We start from the raw sequence: 19,415 nt of genomic DNA on the forward strand, positions 1-19,415 counted from the left end.
TGATGCGCAGCAGCACATCCTTAAGGACAGTCGGAGTCGAGCAGGGCGGTGGGTTTGGAGCACGTTATCCCACGAACTCTAATGCCCGGTATCAGACATCTGTCTAGGGTTTTTCGCTGACCCTCAACGAATATGTGACCTGTGGGCGAGTTTTAGGCGACTCTCGCCAAACCATTTCTGCGTATATCCCGCTCATCCGGTCACTCGTGAGGGACACGCCATTATATGATTGTGTGGACTGTCCTTAGCGATATGCTGCTACGGTCATCAAATCATATTCCTATTATCATTGGTTTGTGATATTTCATAAGTAGATACTTATTCATAAAGCGTTTATTACTGGTGAACTAGTCTGCGACGTGATACGTGAATCAGTTCATCGTTCGGATGCTTTCGTTTTGCAATCACTTGATTCTCTCCGACGACGGTCCGAATACGGTAATAGAGTTGCGAAATTTCTTGCGTCTCTTTACTCTCTTGTTCGATCGCAATTCGTCCGTGCAGCTGATAGATCTTACCGTCAAACGTGCGGACGGAATCTGCAAGTGGCAGTTCTGCTAAATCGAAACGTTCTTGCTTTAGGTTGGACCAATTTCTCTTCTTCTCCATCCTTAAGTCGAACTCATCCCAAGGAATAGATCCTAGCGTCTGCTCACAGGCTGTCGCAAGGATTTGGACATCCAGGATAGAAGGAAGTGAACGATTCCGCTCATAGGCGCTGATGGCTGCCTGTGATACTTCCCCGTATGTCTTTTCAGCTAACTCTACCTGACTCCATCCATGTTCGAGACGTTCACGTCGTAACCACTCTCCGAATCGGTACATAAACATGCTCCTTTCCTTCGAGAACCGTCATGTGACAATGTTTTCCTGGTTATAGTTAGAATATAGCAGATTATTCTGTTTATACAATGCATAATTTAATATATCAAACATATTACGTAATTTAAGTATTATTAAAACGTTTTTATATCAATGTTTAATGAATTTAAAGTACACTAATAAAATTGAATATGTATTCAAAATGTAAAAATAATCTTTTAATTTTCGTTAGTGTTTATGTAGGTAAAATCTTTAAATGAAAATGTTATATTATGTAAGATGCTTTCTTTTAGTTTTTTTTTAGTTATAATGTATTAAGAAGTACTTTTTAAGTGAGGGTAGAAAATGACTAAAAACTCATTCGGAAATCAAACGATATTGATGAGAGCATACCATGGAACATCTTTAACAAACGTAGATTCCATCGTCCAGAAAGGCTTCATTCCCTCAACTGGAGAAAATCAGTGGATGGGTGAAGGTGTGTATTTTTTCAGAGAAGATTTAGAACAAGCTAAAGTTTGGGCATACCATGAAAAAAGTAGACTTTTAAAAAGGAAACAATACACAAAGGCAAGAAAATATAAAGGGTGCGTTTTTGAGTGGAAAAGTGAGTTCCCGGAAGAAAATTTCTTAAATTTAGATACACGTGAGGGAGCTATATATTATCATCAACATTTAAGTGAATATCAAGAAATGATTGAATCAGAAGGGCTAGAAATTGAGGGGAATTGGTGGTATCATAACTCATTGTGTTATGAAGGAATTGATGATAAATATAAAGCTATTCAAAGAACCTTTTCAGTACCAAGTAAATATGATGAGCACGATACAATGATATTTAATACTCTAATGTTTTTGCCTATCAAAAAAGGGAAAGATACTAAAGAAATAGAAGTACCCAATATAGAAACCCACTTGTTAAATGGTTGCCAAATTGTTGTAAGAGACTCGGATCTCATTCAACAAGGGCAATTAGATTGGTTAGCTTGTTGATATTAACGTAAGACCTTGGAGGGATTACAAATGAATAAACAAGAACGTATGATGAAAATGAAAGAAAAAGTACTAAGAAAGCTTGAAAGAGACGGTGTGAAATACAATGTAAAAGCAAAAGGTGAAGGGAAGTTAATTGTTGTTGAAAATGGAGAAGTTATTGGTGAACTTGGATTACCAATACCGCAAAAAGAATTTCTTTCTGTTCTAGTAAAGGATTTGTCAGAAAATGCACATAATATGATTCCTGATAAAAATGTTTCTATAGAAAATTTTAATGATTTTCCAGAAACAGATGTTCCTGATCTTGACAGTAATATAAAATATTCTATTAACTTCAAAGAGTTTAAAATTAGTCCATTAAATAAAACGATTATTAGTATTTCCAACAAAAATTCTAATATATCGAACAATGATGTATTAGATACTAGTGACTCGATGATGATGTTAGGAGCAGCATAATAAATATGAAAAAATTGAAATTTGAGCGCTATAGAATCGACAACTTGTCTTTTAAACAAAATAATCAGTCTCAAGATAATAACAACATTAATGTAGCGATGGCATCAAATGTTGAACAAATAAATGATAATAGCGCTATTGTATCACTAATATGCCATCTGAATTCTGAAGATGAAAAATTTGAATTATCGCTTCAAATTTCTGGTGATTTTGTAGTTGAAGAAGATGAAAAAGAAGAAAATATTCATGGAGTAACAAACGAGATCTTATTTAATAGAAATAGTTTATCTATCCTATTCCCCTACTTAAGATCAGCTGTGTCTCAAGTAACCTCTATTGGTTATCAAGAGCCTATTATTTTACCCCCAATAAACATTCTAGATTTTATAAAAAAAAGTGAGTAATAGAATTGAATCGTTAAGAATTTGTTCATTGGATTTTACGAGCACATTTTTTGTATTACTAATCAAATTAAAAGCGATTGCTTTTATTTAAAAAAGCAATCGCTTTTTGTATACAATGAAAAAGGAAAGTAAAAGTGAATAAATAGTGTTCTGTCTGCTATTTAAAAACTAGTTAAATTAAAAATTGGATATAGTGAAAAATAATCCTGATCATTTTTTTCAAGTTGAGAATAGAAAAACTTCGCTGATGTATCTTCTCTGAGTAATATGCTAATAGCGAGTTGAATAAATAAATTATCAAAATAAGCACTTTTAAAGCTTATTAAGCTTTTCTTAGTGTCATCTGTTAAAATGCCCTCATTAAATCTATATTCAATTTGTGCACTATTAATTATAATTTCTGGACTATTAGGATTTTTACGCTTTAACTCGTTTCCTAACCCATTTGCTATTTCTAAATATCTTATATCTTTAGATAGATCATATTTTGAGATAGTGTTGAGAACAACGTGATTCATAATCTCTGAAAATCTTTCATCACTAAAATCTGATTCCTTTACAAAAGAACGTACAACTTTAACCGAGTCCAAATCTTCATGAACTATAAAGTCAGAAGGCATCTCTTTAAAGAGTAAATAATAAATTGATATTAATAACGGGTTGCCATTATTCTTTTCATTGTCATACCAGATAAAGTGACCTTTACGATTTTCTACTTCGTCAGAAAATCCAGGAAATACTACTTTTTTTTCTAAATCTACATATGTCAATAATTGAATATCTCCGAACGCAAAAGAGTAAAACCCGTCGATATCAATTTGTTTAAAAAACTCTTTAGAAGCTTTAATTACATATAGTAATTTTTGGACAGTTTCATCATCAATAGTCAAATTAATTCTTTTTTCTTCATTTATTGAAAAGAAATCATATATTACTTGATGATTTGTAATAACCGTTTCGAGCAGTAAAATCATTTCTTTGAAAATATTTATTTCTCCGGATTTTTCTAATTCCTTTAAAAAAAATAATGTTATTTTTTTTTCCCTTAAGCTACTTGCTTTAGTTTCAACCGTAAAGTCTACTTCATTAGTATTTTTAGATTTAATAACAATATGAAAAACATTATTTAAAATTACTTCTGTAGTATTCTCTGATTCTATTATTTTTTTTTTTAGTAAGTAAACAGTACTTTTATGAACAAATTTCATATCCTCTCTGAAAATCAGACTTTTGATATCGAAGTTGATAGGGCGATCCATTCCGTTTTCATTAATATAAATTTGATTGAATGTTGAAAAAAAAGCTTCTTTCGTTAATGGACCAATAACTGACATCTTAAGCGAGAGATTTCTATCTAAAGCGCTATTAATATCATAGTTTTCAAAAAACTGAGGATTACTAACTTGAGATTGTTTATCACTATTTTCTTTAAAAAACTTACAATATTCAAATAAGCTCCAATCGTTATTAGGTAAATGCTTAAATGTTAAAGTGTACGTTTTTTGATTTTTACTCAATATTTTGATGATTTTTGCGGGCAATAACGGATAAAAAAAGACCTTATTTTGGTTTCTGTTTTCTATATGTTCTTCCACAACAAAAAATAATACACCATTACCTCTAAGATAAACCTCCAAATCTTCTCGATTGATTTTTCTGTAGTTCATAGTGTTTTCACTAAATTTTTCAACTACTTTCCCCTTAACTTGGACAGGTACTTTATATAAAAATGATGATTTCATACGTCTTGCATTTGTATAGACTTCAATACCACCGTCATAACTAATATCTTTATCAAAAGAAGGAATTCTCGGTTCCAATCTATGATTTTTATCAGCAAAACAAATGTCTTCTACAGCGTTTACTGCACGTCTTCCTATAATTTCGTTATCCATTAACATTCCACACTTTCTCGATAAATTTAGAACATTAAAATTTAGGATATTAAAAAACACTTTGTGAAATAAATATATAATATATGATTTGAGATTGAAAATACTTAGAATAAAAAGCTTATTGAATAGTTAAAAAGTACTCATCAGAATGTTGACGATATTGTCTTTAGTTTATCCGACCAACCATTTTTAAAGTCGACTACTACCGCATTAAAGACAATTTTTTTTATTCAGTAGTACTCTTAATTTTTTGAGAGAGATCGCTTGAAGATAGGCACTTTTAATTGATAGATTAAAACTTTGTCCTCAATATTGCTATAGTCTCATCAATGATACCATACTATCAAATAGAACCGGTTATTACTCCTAAGCAAGTATTATAGGATTCCCTTTCTTGACAATTATGTTCAGTGAAGTCGATAAGAATTAATAAAATTTTATTAGCACTAATAAGCTAAGCGTTCTACGATTTTATATTTAAAATCGATGTTGATAGAATGAGTCTAAAATTTTTTATTTCATTCGGGATATGGCTACTAATTGCACTGGTACATACGTACAGAGTCAAACCGGTTATACACAACTCCTCAGCGCATTGTTCGCGAGCACGTTGAATAAATCAGATGCCCTTTGTGAGGGCTAAAGCCGAATTCATTGAGTGACGTATCGGGGGACATCATGAGTACAGGGAGTGCGAACAGGGGAATTCGCTCGTTTCAAGAAATGTTAAAGGGATGCGTCTAATTATTTTAACTAAATTTTCGGGATTTTTTAAAATTATAGAAGGGTGACGTTATGCGGAAGTTGACGAATGGCATTAAGCGTTTGAAGGAACGATATGGCGCGAAGAAAGAGGTCGAGGATTTGACGACAGATTAATCATTATATCATGCAGGAGCGTTAGCAACCGGCAACATGTTTTATGTGTATATGGTAATGATTCCTGGTTTCATTATTATGGTTGCTGTTGGATTGCGATTCGTTTTAAAGGGAGATGTAGGAGAGGTCATTTATTATACCTACAAAGAGCGTTTTAAGAGATAAAAGAGTGAATCGAATAAGATAGTTGAGATGATGACGAGGCCCGTTGTTATTTTTTTATGTCTTTTTCCAAGACTTTGGTATGATTAGAAAAAATAGAGGTGTTGCAGGTGAATCAAAAGCGTACTCTAACAATCTTTTTAGTAACTGTTATTTTCTTAACCCTTATTTCCACAGTCGTATTGCTTTATCGTTTTCCTGGCAGTTATGAATTCATTTATGGCGCAGCCGCCGCGATATTTGCTGCAATCTCATTGTATATAAGCGGGTTGTCGTATGAGGTGGCTAAAGAAGCACAAAAAGACTCTGCACGATCGGCGGATGCTACTGAACTGGCTACAAAAAACGCCGAAGATCTATTGGAAGATTCAAAGTTAGCGTCAAAGGCAACAGTAGAATCAGCACAAGCTGCAAACAAGGCGCTTGAGTTGACAAAACTACAGTTCAAGCAAGCATCTGATATTTCACGAATCGAAAACGGATCACATCTGATATTGCAAAAGAGAGAAATGTATTATCCATTAGAAGCTCCACAAATTCCTATTGATGAAACATTTTTAAGAGATAGTCTTAGGGACACCCAAAATCTGAAAAAGCTTCTTCTCACCAATACGAATAAGGGCGCAGCGACAAATATCACACTGACGTATTATCTCGAAAATGCAGATGAGTTCCAAGCTAGAGACATTCATGCGGAATACGAAGGACGACAAGATAAATTGAATAAGAGAGCATATCAAAAGGGATTAATCTTTCCGACATATCAACTGAAATATACCGTCAACAGTCACTTTCGCGAGGATAAATTTGTCCAAGGTCATTATAGAATAGCCACTGTAACTCTCGAAAATTACGCTCGTGGTCGTGTTAAAGGAGAAACTATAACTGCCAAGCACGGTATTGCAAGGAAGGATCCACGTAGTATCGCATTTCTTAAAGAAGGAGAAGAATATTGGTTTACGATTCCGGAATCCTTCCGTGTGCTCTGTCATCAGTTCTTCCTTGAACGGGGGTTGCTTCAGGAAAAGGAATGGACGCTTCCTAACCCGCTATTATTGGTGCGTGTAGAATACAATGAGCCGATTTATGATAAACTCGGTGATTTGGATGCATACAACCGCGTCAAAGAGTTCGAAGTGACCTGTTCGTCAAACGTCAAAATCATCGAAAAAAGACGTAGTGAAGAACAAGACCCGAATAAGAAGCATGTACTAGGTTGCCATTTTATCATCAAGACACGACTCGACGAACCAATTAGTGTGGTCACAGCGCCACAAGAAGAACTCGCATCAGAGGAGGAGTTAGATGGAAGCACTGGACCGATTGAAGAATGATTTGGCAAACAGCGCCGACTGGAATGTGACGATCACGTCAGCAAGAAAGATCTGGAGGAGCTCGTTGCCGCCTGTGAAGCCTTGAAACAGGAGCGAGACGAAAAAAGAAATAAGATGAACGCCCTCCGCTTGGAGGGCGTTTTGTTTAGCGATGGGTGACCGCTTGGTAGAGCCGGTAGATTTCGTCCTTGCAATAGTTCATATCTGTGATGACGTCGAGCATGTCGTGTGGCGCACCGTTCGTGCCATGTCCGATTCTTCCAACCTTCTGTCGACGGATCGAACGCTTGATATGCGTCGTAGATCGACACGATAAATTCTGAATCCGTTGTACCCCGCATGACGATCGAAAAGTCTTGACCAGCCGGCGAAAACTTGGAGATTCTATATTCGTCTGCTTTTTCTTATTCAATCAACCATCTTTCTGACTCAATGATTTTCATAGCTTGGGTCATATGCGTGGGATCAACCACCTTTCCGAGAGGGAGATTCTTCACGATGTCGATGAGAGCATGCTTTTCATTAATAAGGAACTGGTCAGGGATTGGCAAGACGAGCGGTACCAGATAGATTTCGTCGTCTTCATTGCGACTGACGAGCAAGGAGGCGTAGCACTCGTTGTGTCCGAACGTACTAAAGAAGGTGCCACTCGTAAACACACCACTGAACGTGCTGTTGATGAACTCGATGTCGGCTTTGAGTACAAGTAATTGCTCGATTAACTAATGTTGACTATCGCGGAATCCAAGTTGTTTCGAACGATTGATGACGAACATGTCATCGTCGTTGACGTAGTAGGTCTCCGTGTCTTTCATCGCATTTTCGAACGAATAGGCGTCATGAACGAGCGTGACACAATGACAGAAGCGTTCTTTTGTTTCTGATACGAGAAAGGTATAGTTCGTCTTCGAAAGACCGGACTTCGTACCTTCGATTTCTACAATCGAACGGTTGGAGGTGCTTGGAGAAAGACGGATCATGTTCGAACGGGCGAAGAATTGACCAGTCGGGATGTTTTCTAACGTGTATGGAGCAAGTTGTTGGATTTGCATGAGTAGTCCTCCTATGGGTGTGAAAGTTGGCTTCAGTGTACGAAAACAATTTCCAGTTGGAACTTCAGAAAATATAACTTATGAAGCGAACAGAACAAGAAAACCCGACACATAGATGCCGGGTTAATTCAAATAAGCAGCGGGTTATCTCTCATAAGATATGAAGAGAACGAGGGTCTGTGAACGTTGTGCTAGGCTTACTGAAATTCAGTCCGTGAATGACGGAATGTTTGCGGATCGAGTATTCACGCGTAAAGTCTTTACTGACGATAACGTGGTCGATGAGTGGAATTCCAATCAAGTGTCCGGCGTCTATAATGCGGACCGTCGCCTGGACGTCCTCCTCGCTAGGCACGGTCGTTCCGGAAGGATGGTTATGCGCCAAGGCATAGGACGCAGCGTTACACATGATTAAAATCTTGAAAATTTCACGAAAATGCATCAAGGAAGAATTGAGCTGACGGACATGGGCGATATGAATACCGATCACTTCATTTTTCGAGTTAAGAGCGATGACGAGGAAGTTTTCCTGGTCTTTGTTACCGATCAAATTCCTAGCGACCGTGGCGAGCGTATCGGAGTTACGAATCGGATCATAGCTTAACTTCTCATCGAGTACCTGTTCTATCTCGTACATACGGATGGAACGATAGTTCTTTTTCAGAGATACGGATTGCTCAAGCGTCTTCAGTTTTTTCATGATGATTCTGCTTTCGGGGGAAAAGAAAAAGACGCCATCGAGGGTGTCTTACAATGAACGGAAGTACGTTTCAATTTCACTCCGCTGGATGTTGGAGTTCATGAAGTTCAAAAGGGCGAAGTTGAGTCGATCGAGTACCAGGTAAGCGGGTCCATTGACGGTCAAATCGACCAATGCTTGTCGATCCGACGTTCTCTTGTCGATGACCTTGAGGTGGTCACCGACGTCTAGCGGTTGTCCTGTGACAACGTCGATTGTAATAGGACGATGAATGTCGATGTCATAGACGGCATCGACTTGCTGGCGTTGTTCTTCTTCGAGTTCGAATGGTTCCATGGGAGTGCTCCTCTCATTGGTGACTCCTATATTATAAGAACTCCGGATTGAAACACTGCCTCCACATTCACAGCAAGGTATCGTGAATTCCTTCCTCGATCGAATCATAGAGGTCTGAGTTGTCGAAATGACGCAGGTTACGCGCAATCGTTTCGAGGTCGTCTTTCGAGTAGTTGATGGTGATGCCTTTTTCTTGCTCGACCTCGCTGATGGTATCTTCGATTTGCTTTTCAATGACGGACCGACTGTTCTCTTCGACGAACTTTCCTTTGAGATGAAGAGCTTCTGCTTTGGCGTCGAGTGATGGGATGGTTTCGAGGTGGCCGATGATCGTTTGTAAAAAGTTCATTTGATTTTCGTCGACATAAAATAAAGGCATCTGATTGTTCCCCTTTCGGATTTAAGGACCTAACCAGCGATTGACGATGACAGCGATACACATACGGCAGATGCATCCGGCCAAGACGACTTCAATGATCTCCAGCATGACACTTTCCTCCTTCGCAAAAAAAAAAAGATGGTCGGATTCGAACCGACTTCTTTTGCGTTGTTGCGAATGCTCTTACCAATTGAGCTACCTTCTTCACCCTACTAATCACAGTTATACACGGACAAAAAAAGGAATGACAATATTTCGAGCGTTTACAAACATACGTGATTACATATGTACACATATGAGTAAAACCACACATGTACACATTTGTACATGTGTATATATGTACAGTGGATTTATGATTCTTGGTCAAGTCTGAAACAAGCGATCTGATGGACGAACAGGTTGTAGAAACGTTCATGCAGGCGTGAATCATGGCTTGTGTGAACTCGGGTTCTCGACGTCGTTGTGTGCTTCGGAGATCAGAATCGTCTCGATTTCAGTCAAGGCATAGGACGAGTAGTTCGCGTAAATCAACCGCTGCTCGAGCAATGTCTTCGGGCAGTTGACGAGGCTTCCATATTTCTCAAAGGTATGGACGATGGCAGCGTCAAAGATGCGTGGCAATTCGAGCGAGACGAGACCTGAGATAAACGATTGATAATATTCTTCACGTGTCCCGATGGGTTCCTCCTATCGGGTGACGAGGCAACAAGTCGATGTTAGATTTCGAGATTGTGATAGAAATTAGCGATTTCGTGAACGAACTCATGATGATACTCGACATATACCTGGTTGATCGTCGTCTGAAGAAAACCGTAGCGAAGTCCCTTCTGCATGTCTTCCTTCGCAGCGGCGACGAGGATGGTCCCCCACTTCATCGATAGCGAACGACATGTAGCTTGAAAAAATCATCAGGTGCTCGAGACAGGTGCGTGGATTGTTAACGAGACTGCCGTATTTGCTGATCGTACGAAGTATGGCATGGTCGATGATGACGGGAAGCTCGGAGACGATGAGACCGCGCAAGAATGCAGGGTACCGGTATTCTTTATACATGATGTTCCCTCCTACTTGTTGACATGAGTGCGTTTTAAGAGTGTATAACCATGAAAACATACATGAGTACAAACATACGTGAGTACATGTAAACATGATTTTAGGCAAAGAAAAAAGCGCTCAAGGCGCTAGTGTGATGCTCTCTCGTCGCTCGACGGCTTCGAGATTTTGAAGCATCTTTTTAATGTGCGGGAGACGATACTGATATCCGTTGATCGTGTTCCCTAACTTCTCGATACTCTTGTTCAGTTCCGCGAGCCGTCTGTCGATTTGCTTCATGCGACGTGCCCGTTCCAGGTCGTCGACAGGAACCGGACGGACGTATTCCTTGTCCGCAATCAACCGATCAAGTTATCGTTTCTTTGCTGGTAAGGCAAGGATGGCATGGGGAGAGTTCGTCTCAAGGAATCGGATGGAGATACGAATGACGTCAATTTGCTTTATAAGTTTAAAGATGTGATTTCAATTTTTCGAGCAGATGGCTGATTCATAGTCGAGTCTTCTTAATGGATGTCGAAGTTCGTGATGATAACGAACATTTCGTCGGTTGTTGAGTGGTGTTTTGCCACCTTACTAAGCACACCTTAAGAGTTTAAAATTACCCAAATAATTACAATTTTACTTCCAATTATACATTTATTTTCTTCTTCATTACGTTGAATCATATTTTTTATTCTCGTAAACATATCGATAAGTCGATTTCGGACATATTTTCGCATGGATCAAATAAAGTGATACATCTGAGTAATTACGCTCCATACAAGCTTTAAGCATAAGAAAATTTTATTTCAGGTACTCTAATTACAATAAAAAAATTATGTTAACCTTGCATCCAGGTAAAAAATACGTTCACATCTTAGCCGCTGGATAAGTGAAATAGGGATTGGCTTAGTATCAATAATAAAATGTCGTGAAATTATCATTTCACGCAACGATAAAAAAATACGGCCGAAAAAAAGCGATAAAATCGGGTCTGATCTGAAAGTCGAAGAATAATCTTCTAGTCATCAATTTACAATTGAAATAGGGAAAAGTCATTTTTCCGTTCAGTTGCATCGAGTCGGGTAGTTGGTCACTGGAACAAAAGTCGATGCAACTGAGAGCGAAACTACAAAAAAATTGTTCGCATAGGGAATTTGGAAATATCCGATCAATTTCTCACAAAAGGGTAAAGCATTGAAATAATAGTGCAGTATCATATATATGCTGAAACGAAGCTTGATACACAATTACTAGATGATGATCTACAAGAAGAGTTCGGAAGAAGCGCTGTTTATTGCTACGTAAACCAAGCCGATAGATCTGAAGGATGGTGTAAACGGCATAATATTAACATCATACATAGCACAAAAAAGTAGAATATTTCCTAGAGTACATTAAAATCATTCCAGAAGATTTGCAAGTGGTGTAGAGGTAATAGTTTATGTCAAAATAATTCATCTGTCGCCAATAAAAATGCTTGAAGCACTTTTGTTATGGAAAATAATTAAGGTATATGAAATAAAAATATTTCACGATTTCGATGTACTTTACAAGAGGTGGTGGGGCAAGTCCTCGGAAAGATATTCTCACGTTAAACCGAGATAGACCCACCATTTGTCGGTATCGGTTGGACTTTTTTCCGAATGTCACCCGAGCATTTTCGACATAACTCTTGAGTTTTTTTCTTGTCCAGTTGATAGTTTGCTCATACCTCTCTCCTTAACCATAATACTTATTCATGAAGTTTGCTAAAGATAGATCATTTACTTCTGCAAGTGCGCTCACTGTCGTCGCGAGAGCACCCTCGATAACTATGTTTTTCAACAGGAAAAAAATCAAGTGGAAGACTTGCCAACGACTATACCATGAACTTATCGCTGCTCAGACATCCATACATCAGCCAGCACTATAGACTATTAGACTATAGAGTTCTGCCCCTTCCGTATTTCGCTTCGCTCCTCGGTATCATTTATTGAAATAATTAAAGCCCGTATCATTTGAAGCATTTAACTTGGTGATGTTTTCATCATCTATTTCCTAAACTTCGAACTGTGGTTTCCCTATCTAGATGCCCTTCGTCTAATAGAGCATTTGTCCTTCGGTTGACTTGTACCGAAGACTCGCATCGCGATTCCTCCATCCTTCTTTTTAAGTGTACATGTACTCTTGTATGGTTATACTCATGTGAACAAGTATATTTGTATGTAATCATACATATACTCACGTACATTTGTACTCGTCTCAAACACTTAGTTGAAGCGGATATACTTTGGTTTCTCTTCAATTATGGTGATAAATATGGCTTCTATATATGCGTCTGTCAATAGGAACCGATCACCGGTTCAAAATATCTTGGGCGTCAATTCCTCGCTCCCCCAAAAAAGAATTGGTTACAAAACTTTACACGCGCACTTGTTCAACGGGGAATGTGTTTACAATTATGCGTTATTCTCGCGTGGTGTTATTTCTTTCTTATTTCTCGAATTAATTATCAAGTAGTTAACATCGATCACGTTCCAATCAAGCAATATTATCTGCTGTGATGTGGGTTTCGATCTGTTTGATTTCACAGCGATGAGATATACTTTAAACACTTTATAGAGACGCATCGGTAAGCTGTTCGGTTGAAGATCCCATTGGATGTCCGGTCATCCTTAATGAATCAGAGCGGATTACATGGTGTCCATCGCAAAAAAAACTTGTCCAAATTAATGGACCTTTTATTTTATATCTCATAATAGAAGAGAAAAACGTGACTTAATTGGTAGCCCTTCTTATCAACTTTTATATTTTCAACATTGTGTCTCCCTTTTCGTCTTCTTGCTGCTATTATTAGTAGGACCCGAAAGGCGATATATCATCTTTAAAGTCAGTAGGTTTTTTTTTCGCTTCTCTTTCGTCCCCTGTTATTTCCGTAGTACAATGTGAGCACGTTCCAAGCGGAGTAACTTTTTGGAAGCTGAAATGCCTTGACGTCGCCATTCAATAGGCAAACTAAAGTTTTACTTCTGAAAAGGTCTGTCATTCAGAAATTTCTGTAGTGCAATACCGTACGGACAAAATCATTTCAAATGTATGAAACGGACTCATTATACGTTTGATCAGTGGAAAGTCTGGATCAACCGTCCGGCGTGGAGTCACTATGTCTTTTACCGTCTCATGACCTTCTATTTTAGAGGATCACTACATCAGGATGGATCACGTTTTTGCACGCAAAAAACTTTTGACAGAGGATGCCCTTCCCTCCCCGTCTTTTGATTTTTTTCTTGCTTTGCAGAAACCAAAATTGTGCCGCCATTTTCTCTTTACTCTGCAAACACAAGTGATACGCTATATCTACGTTAACGAATCCATTTATCCACACCATCCAATCAATCAAATAGTCGGGAATCATATCAAAAAACGCAGCGTTCACGTAAAAAATCGATATAAACGATTCATCTACGTTGTAGAAACAGGAGCAGATGCTGGCTGACGATATCTCAACGTGTCTGACTAAAATGGCTTTCATTTTTTAAATCCTTCATAATAAAGCTACCAGGACATGCGACGACGATGTGGCTTTCCACGCTGTTTCTCAACCGGTACCGTTTAGGAGGAGCGGAAAGTACATCACGATGTGCGCCTTGATTCACTCATTAAAAAATACACTGAATGATGCGATCTTCAATGGAGAACTCCTCTCTATTGTTGCGCGTTACAACGGAATCGAATATAAGTTCGACACATATGGTGAAAAATTCAATTATGTAAAGGACACTGTCTTACTACGAAAAAGTAATTTCCAAGAAGGAATCGTACGCTTCGATTAGCTGATTAGTGCCTCGACAGTCTTCTAAGTATACACCTGATGCACACGACTATCTCCTCGAAGCAAGCGGAGTCGTCCGATGCCAATACGTTACGAAAGTATCCGATATAGACATAAAACTGTCGAAAAAGGACATAAAATGAGCGAATTCGCTTGTTTTAGTAGTCGTATTAAGGGTAATATACTTATGAAGGATACGTGGTACTATCCGGACCCGCCTGGGGGCACACTTGCTTTTATGTTTTTTACAAAAAGACAAGCTGAGAAATAATACACAGGAGCATCCCACTGGAGAATGTCCAGTCGTACCGTACGATTAATTTTCGGGAGTGACCCTTTTTCGAGGGTCGCTCTTTTTTGTAGACTTCATTCTAAGGAGATTAATCGTAATGAAACGACTAAAAAATCGTCCTGACTTCTTTGATCAGGTTACTTTATTTGGTCTACTCGAGATGTATGAAGAACATTTCGCAAAAAAGACCTTTATTTACGAGACTGACAATAAAGTCTCCTCGCTTCAGATTCATTTCAAGTATGCGCAGTTCCCTCACTTGATTGGATTGCAATATTTTAACTTAGGGACAAACCTTGAAATCAACGCCATGATCAAATCAGGCGAGCTGACGATCGCTACTCTTAAAGAGAAGAACCCGCAAGTCTATGAAGAAATGGAGTATCGCATCATGTTCTTCAGTCTAATGGTTGAATTGATGGCTAAGCCAAAAATCGGTGAAAAAACAAGGGGACCTGCTAAGGTCATGTTCTATTGTTACGACATCCGGTACAACTGGGTATATTATCTTGGCGTCAGCAATAAAGGATCCAAGGACCCGTCCATTTTTTACCCGATGACGTTCATCGAGGACAAGGGTCCAAGAGCGAATAAAGCGGATCGTATTCAGGCACCTTACAAATCGATGCGAATTCTTGATTCGAACGGACAAGAGATTCACAGCGTATCGTTCAAAAAGTAAAACGAGACAGAGCGATCTTCGGATCGTTCTTTTATTTGTTCTCTTTCACTCGACCACGGTAAAGAGCGAATCGATTCAACACATTGTACACTGATAAACCAGGAATCAGTATTTCTTGATCGGCGTCTATACCGATTGTTATTCCTTTGACTATTTCGAAGAAAAAGGGACACGTCACCCGCATCGCTCGAGCAAGATATAACACGAGCGGTCTGCTTTCGCTTGAAGAAGTTCATCCATGACATGAATATCGATCTGAGTACGGAGGGGACCGGGTCATTACCTACTTTATTTTACGAAGGATGGATTCCCGTATTAGAAAGTTCAACAAACCTGGCAAATGATATCATGATGCTCGAAGGAAAGATTGATCGGCTCATCATGACCTATCAGGAAGACTGGTACGATATGAACCTCCATTTCTATCGACAAATATCCTTATAGTCTCTTGCTACTCCGTCGTCACAACCTCGAATATTTCTGTGGCGCGAAGTGCAAGGTTTACGAACGGGATACATTCCGCTGTTACTTCAATCAGCAAGTGGCCGAGCAAAGTGATTGCAATCATTTCTTCCGGATCGGCGAGAAGGGTATGCGGGAAGTCCCACCACTTTGCGCCAAGTTAATTTTCGAACACATTTAAAGTAAACGAATACAGTTTACAGTCATTTCCAAACCATACAACCATACATATAAAGATATACTCATGTATGGTTGTACTTATGTAATCACGTATATTTGTACACATCTGTAACTCTATAGATGTACATATTTATAACGCGTGTTATGCCTCTCCTATATATAATGAAGGACAGACCATCTCCGGTGTATTCAAATCTCCACCTGTCGTAGCTCGCCAAAATTGATTTTTTTAGATACGATGAACGAGTCAAAACTGTAAAGGGGAATTTATCATGCTTGAGACGAACAATCAAAAAGGTCGTGAACAATATCAAAACGAATACATGCAATCAAAGGTCGTCATGGATTTAACGAATAAGGAAATCGGTCGCCTGGAGAAAAAAATAAAGAAGATGCAGAACAAGATCAAAGTGTATGAAACAATACGGTCGAACATCAAAATGTTGCCCGTCGCGGAACTATTAATCGAACCAATAAAAAAACATGTCGGGCAACGATTATTCCCAACGAGTGAATGGCAGCATTTCTGGTATTTAGTCCCCGGTGATATTCAATACATCGAGAACTTCTGGATCGGTGACAATAGTGTACATTTCCTCATCGTCTATCAAAATGATTCGTCTTCACCCGACCTATCGTATCTGGGTCACCCGACTGGTAAGAAAATTGAAGAAGGTAGCGTCGCCATCGGATATCGAGAAGACCGCTATCACCATGATCTTCCGGAAGAGTACGATGAAATCACGGATATCATCCTCGACCTTTATTCAAAGGAAAACTATGAGTTGTTCCTAGAACGATTCCCGACCGAAGTAAAACTATTTACATGATGTCGTAAGTACATGTACTTGCGTATGGTTGTACTCAAGTATATTTTCATGGTTGTGCACACCAATAATACTGTCAGTAAGCAATTTTTATTATAAGAAAAGAGAGAGCATCGATGCGGTACCGGACGAGGAAAGTAGTCTCCGGTCAATGGTAAGTTCGTGATTTTGCATAGCTAAGGATTGCGTGACAATCAACGACTACAATTATCAGACAAAGTAATAGCATTTCAAAGAGATCGTCGAGTAAGTCGTTCGACAAGGTCTCGATGTTCCCAATACGAAAAAAGCCATAAGAGCAAGAGGAACCTCCGCTTTTATGGCTGTGTTCAGAATCGCTTACTTCTCAGAAAACATGTAATGAAACGTGAGTACTATTTTAAACTGATGTTTTATCGAGTTCTTTGTGACTCTTATTAGATTTTCTGCGATACCCAATTTTTTTTTATTGTATTTGCGTTTGGTATGCGTATCGTATTTAGTAGCATTCGGAAGACGTTATGAATCGAGTGTTGTATCCAAAACGTCAGAAAACAATTGACCGTGTCTTCACAGACGCAAAAGAAAAGCATGGCATGCGTTGTCTCCGTTACCACGGAGTTAAAAAACGACGCTTCAAGCAATATTTTCTTTCATTGCCTTGAATCTTAAAAAGCTTGCGGATTGGTCTTGAGATCCCTGCGGGGTCTATATCTTATTCGTATTTTAGTCACTATTACATACAACAAACCCTCATTTCAATTACGAAATGAGGGTTTGTCTACAATCTGAAGAGATGCTGTATCAATAGCTCTTCGTTTATTGTCCAGCTTTATCAAGAGCTTCTTCAATAACTTTTGCCATTGAAATTTCTTTGTCGAAAGCAATTTGACGAAGGCGTCTGTGTAATTCCCTTGGTACTTGTACCGTATGACGTTGCGTCGTTTGCGGTAAAAGTGGACTACGTTTACCAGTACGTGATGTATTTTTTAATAAGTCTTCGTTCATCCGTTTGCTCATGAGGTAACCTCCTCTTCAGAGTTAAATTGATTAATGCGACCGATCAGTTCAAGAGCGAACTCGCGGTATTGTTTAAGAGCATCTTTGTCCCATCGATCGCCATCTTCGTCGAGTAGACCGTGTTCTCCCCAAGACTTGATACGCTCGCGGTATAGGATTGTCGAATCGAACATTGCATCTCCAAATTGCTCCGCTGCTTGTTTCATGACTCGTGTGTCACTACTTGCCCCCTTCGTAAAGATGACAGATAGAATACCAGCGATTTGAAGATCTTCATTGAAATACGTGATTGTTTCAGCAAGATACGGCAAGAACTTTTGCGCTGCCCGGAGAGACGTACCATGAGTCTGCAAAGAAATCACGAGAAAATCTGAAGCTACGAACGCATTGTTTGCGTTATCCGATAACGTCGGTGGAATATCGATGAAAATGAAATCGTACTCCTCACGTAATGGTTCAATCAATGCATGAAGAACACTTGCACGTGCCTTGAGTCCCCTGAATTTATTCAAATACAGTTGCAATCCAACTAGGTCAAAATCAGATGCAATCAAGTCGAGATTTTCACGGACATTGTATAAGGCAAGCTTCAAGTCTCCCGCTTGAAACGCTTCGAATACGGTCATATTCTCGTCTAAATTCAAATCAGGCATTAAGAATGCTGTTGCGTCGGCTTGAGGATCGAAATCAACGACGAGAGTTTTAAACCCCATCTTTGCAACTTCGTGAGCGACACCGACTGTCGTTGTCGACTTTCCAGATCCACCCTTGAAGTTCGAAATATTGATGACGATGGCTTGTTTCGACATGAAAAGAAACCTCCCTATGAAAAAATTTTCTCATTCATAATTCGATGAGTTATACACTGTGATTAAGTATTTAGCCTGTATGGTTGTACACATTACTTATTAAGAATACCAGTTCAAGGAGAACGACAGCAAGGTGAAAAATAAAGTACCAAGATATTACGAAAGAAATCAGGCATAATCTCATCGGATTATCAGTTAAATCTTAGAAAAATGTACATCAATTATATGTAGTATAAGCAATAGATCGAATCATTTTATAACGAGTTTCTTCTATTATAAAAACTAAAATTAAAAATAAACTATCGTTCTTCGGTATGGTTGTACTCATGTACTTATGTATGATTAAATACATATACACACATATATATGTACTTACGTATAGTTAAACACTTTTATTCAAGTACTTTCCGCTGTCTTGTACTCATATATAGATGTGTACATATACATTTCTACACATGTTTTCAACTTATACTTTTTAAGTTTAAAATGATTTCTCATGATATGCTAATTACAATGACTTAAGGAGGAGATGTATTATGGATTCTACATCATCCACACAGCATAGACAGCTCGTTGTTTCTCAAGCAGCGAAGACATTGCTCGAAAATGATGTCACTGAACAGCTTGCATCCATTGATATCGCTGACGTAGAAACATATGTCAATCAACTTTATGAAGAATACTATGAATATCAAAATGAAGAAGACGTTTATACTAAGCTCCGTTACTATTCGTTCAAAAAACTAAAACGTCGCTGGGTCCGCTCAGCAATTCGAAATTATCTTGAAAACAAGGGACCAATGAAAGAACTCCGGGGACTCCACAAAATGTATCTCGAATTTTGGAATATTGCAGGGAAAGAAGGCTTCCAGCGAAAGTTTTCTGTTGCTAGCGTTGAAC

At 38.5% G+C, this 19,415-nt stretch carries 20 protein-coding genes and 1 tRNA gene; 8 read left to right on the plus strand and 13 right to left on the minus strand.

The window, feature by feature from the left end; genetic code table 11:
* Positions 1–336: 336 nt before the first annotated feature.
* A complete protein-coding gene (locus HZS85_RS15725; protein WP_214808549.1) occupies positions 337–825 on the minus strand; it encodes a helix-turn-helix transcriptional regulator in 489 nt (162 codons plus the stop codon).
* 342 nt (positions 826–1,167) lie between these two features.
* Here HZS85_RS15725 and HZS85_RS15730 point away from each other — a divergent pair, with 342 nt between their 5' ends.
* The 3 genes from HZS85_RS15730 to HZS85_RS15740 are packed head-to-tail and all read left to right on the plus strand — an operon-like array spanning position 1,168 to position 2,681.
* The gene (locus HZS85_RS15730) at positions 1,168–1,815 is read left to right on the plus strand and encodes a hypothetical protein (protein ID WP_214808553.1); all 648 of its coding nucleotides are present in this window, start codon (positions 1,168–1,170) and stop codon (positions 1,813–1,815) included.
* A 30-nt stretch (positions 1,816–1,845) separates the two neighbouring features.
* Positions 1,846–2,277 carry a hypothetical protein gene (locus HZS85_RS15735; RefSeq protein WP_214808556.1) on the plus strand — a complete coding sequence of 144 codons (432 nt, stop codon included), beginning with the start codon at positions 1,846–1,848 and terminating at the stop codon, positions 2,275–2,277.
* A 5-nt stretch (positions 2,278–2,282) separates the two neighbouring features.
* A complete protein-coding gene (locus HZS85_RS15740) occupies positions 2,283–2,681 on the plus strand; it encodes a protein-export chaperone SecB (protein ID WP_214808559.1) in 399 nt (132 codons plus the stop codon).
* 161 nt (positions 2,682–2,842) lie between these two features.
* Here HZS85_RS15740 and HZS85_RS15745 read toward each other — a convergent pair whose 3' ends face one another.
* Positions 2,843–4,576 (minus strand): hypothetical protein, encoded by a 1,734-nt coding sequence (locus HZS85_RS15745; RefSeq protein ID WP_214808562.1) that lies wholly within the window; start codon positions 4,574–4,576, stop codon positions 2,843–2,845.
* A 1,151-nt stretch (positions 4,577–5,727) separates the two neighbouring features.
* Between HZS85_RS15745 and HZS85_RS15750 the strand changes: the two genes are divergently transcribed.
* Positions 5,728–6,951 carry a hypothetical protein gene (locus tag HZS85_RS15750; RefSeq protein ID WP_214808565.1) on the plus strand — a complete coding sequence of 408 codons (1,224 nt, stop codon included), beginning with the start codon at positions 5,728–5,730 and terminating at the stop codon, positions 6,949–6,951.
* Between the two features lie 145 nt (positions 6,952–7,096).
* Here the strand turns inward: HZS85_RS15750 and HZS85_RS15755 are convergent, their stop codons facing one another.
* Entirely contained in the window at positions 7,097–7,363 is a 267-nt protein-coding gene (locus HZS85_RS15755) for a hypothetical protein (protein ID WP_214856795.1), read from the minus strand.
* A gap of 100 nt (positions 7,364–7,463) precedes the next feature.
* On the opposite strand from HZS85_RS15755, the gene HZS85_RS15760 reads away from it, so the two are divergent.
* Positions 7,464–7,661: a hypothetical protein gene (locus HZS85_RS15760; protein WP_214808568.1), complete on the plus strand. Its 198-nt coding sequence runs from the start codon at positions 7,464–7,466 to the stop codon at positions 7,659–7,661.
* 12 nt (positions 7,662–7,673) lie between these two features.
* On the opposite strand, the gene HZS85_RS15765 is transcribed toward HZS85_RS15760, so the two are convergent.
* The 8 genes from HZS85_RS15765 to HZS85_RS15800 all read right to left on the minus strand — a co-directional run bounded on the left by HZS85_RS15765 (position 7,674) and on the right by HZS85_RS15800 (position 10,750).
* Positions 7,674–8,003, minus strand: coding sequence for a hypothetical protein (locus HZS85_RS15765; protein ID WP_214808571.1), 330 nt, complete (start codon positions 8,001–8,003; stop codon positions 7,674–7,676).
* Positions 8,004–8,154: 151 nt separating this feature from the next.
* A complete protein-coding gene (locus tag HZS85_RS15770) occupies positions 8,155–8,703 on the minus strand; it encodes a JAB domain-containing protein (RefSeq protein ID WP_214808575.1) in 549 nt (182 codons plus the stop codon).
* Positions 8,704–8,751: 48 nt separating this feature from the next.
* Positions 8,752–9,039, minus strand: a complete 288-nt coding sequence (locus HZS85_RS15775; RefSeq protein ID WP_214808577.1) for a hypothetical protein — start codon at positions 9,037–9,039, stop codon at positions 8,752–8,754.
* A gap of 67 nt (positions 9,040–9,106) precedes the next feature.
* Positions 9,107–9,418 (minus strand): hypothetical protein, encoded by a 312-nt coding sequence (locus tag HZS85_RS15780; RefSeq protein WP_214808580.1) that lies wholly within the window; start codon positions 9,416–9,418, stop codon positions 9,107–9,109.
* Between the two features lie 133 nt (positions 9,419–9,551).
* Positions 9,552–9,621, minus strand: a tRNA-OTHER gene (locus HZS85_RS15785).
* Between the two features lie 223 nt (positions 9,622–9,844).
* On the minus strand, positions 9,845–10,039 hold the full coding sequence (locus HZS85_RS15790; RefSeq protein WP_214808583.1) for a hypothetical protein: 195 nt from the start codon (positions 10,037–10,039) through the stop codon (positions 9,845–9,847).
* 141 nt (positions 10,040–10,180) lie between these two features.
* Entirely contained in the window at positions 10,181–10,471 is a 291-nt protein-coding gene (locus HZS85_RS15795; protein ID WP_214856798.1) for a hypothetical protein, read from the minus strand.
* Positions 10,472–10,591: 120 nt separating this feature from the next.
* Positions 10,592–10,750, minus strand: coding sequence for a hypothetical protein (locus HZS85_RS15800; RefSeq protein ID WP_214808591.1), 159 nt, complete (start codon positions 10,748–10,750; stop codon positions 10,592–10,594).
* Positions 10,751–14,653: 3,903 nt separating this feature from the next.
* Between HZS85_RS15800 and HZS85_RS15805 the strand changes: the two genes are divergently transcribed.
* Positions 14,654–15,238 (plus strand): PBECR4 domain-containing protein, encoded by a 585-nt coding sequence (locus HZS85_RS15805; protein WP_214808593.1) that lies wholly within the window; start codon positions 14,654–14,656, stop codon positions 15,236–15,238.
* Between the two features lie 914 nt (positions 15,239–16,152).
* Complete coding sequence (locus HZS85_RS15810) at positions 16,153–16,710, plus strand: hypothetical protein (RefSeq protein ID WP_050678794.1); 558 nt, start codon at positions 16,153–16,155, stop codon at positions 16,708–16,710.
* Positions 16,711–17,505: 795 nt separating this feature from the next.
* Here the strand turns inward: HZS85_RS15810 and HZS85_RS15815 are convergent.
* Together HZS85_RS15815 and HZS85_RS15820 are read right to left on the minus strand one after the other, a co-directional pair.
* Positions 17,506–17,706 carry a hypothetical protein gene (locus HZS85_RS15815; RefSeq protein ID WP_050678793.1) on the minus strand — a complete coding sequence of 67 codons (201 nt, stop codon included), beginning with the start codon at positions 17,704–17,706 and terminating at the stop codon, positions 17,506–17,508.
* Complete coding sequence (locus HZS85_RS15820) at positions 17,703–18,515, minus strand: ParA family protein (RefSeq protein ID WP_050678792.1); 813 nt, start codon at positions 18,513–18,515, stop codon at positions 17,703–17,705. The genes HZS85_RS15815 and HZS85_RS15820 overlap by 4 nt, the downstream gene beginning before the upstream one ends.
* A gap of 536 nt (positions 18,516–19,051) precedes the next feature.
* Here HZS85_RS15820 and HZS85_RS15825 point away from each other — a divergent pair.
* A partial coding sequence (locus HZS85_RS15825) for a hypothetical protein (RefSeq protein ID WP_214856800.1) occupies positions 19,052–19,415 on the plus strand: 364 nt, incomplete at its 3' end.

The sequence above is a fragment of the Exiguobacterium sp. s130 genome, from assembly GCF_018619055.1.
In the GTDB taxonomy this organism is placed as follows: domain Bacteria; phylum Bacillota; class Bacilli; order Exiguobacteriales; family Exiguobacteriaceae; genus Exiguobacterium_A.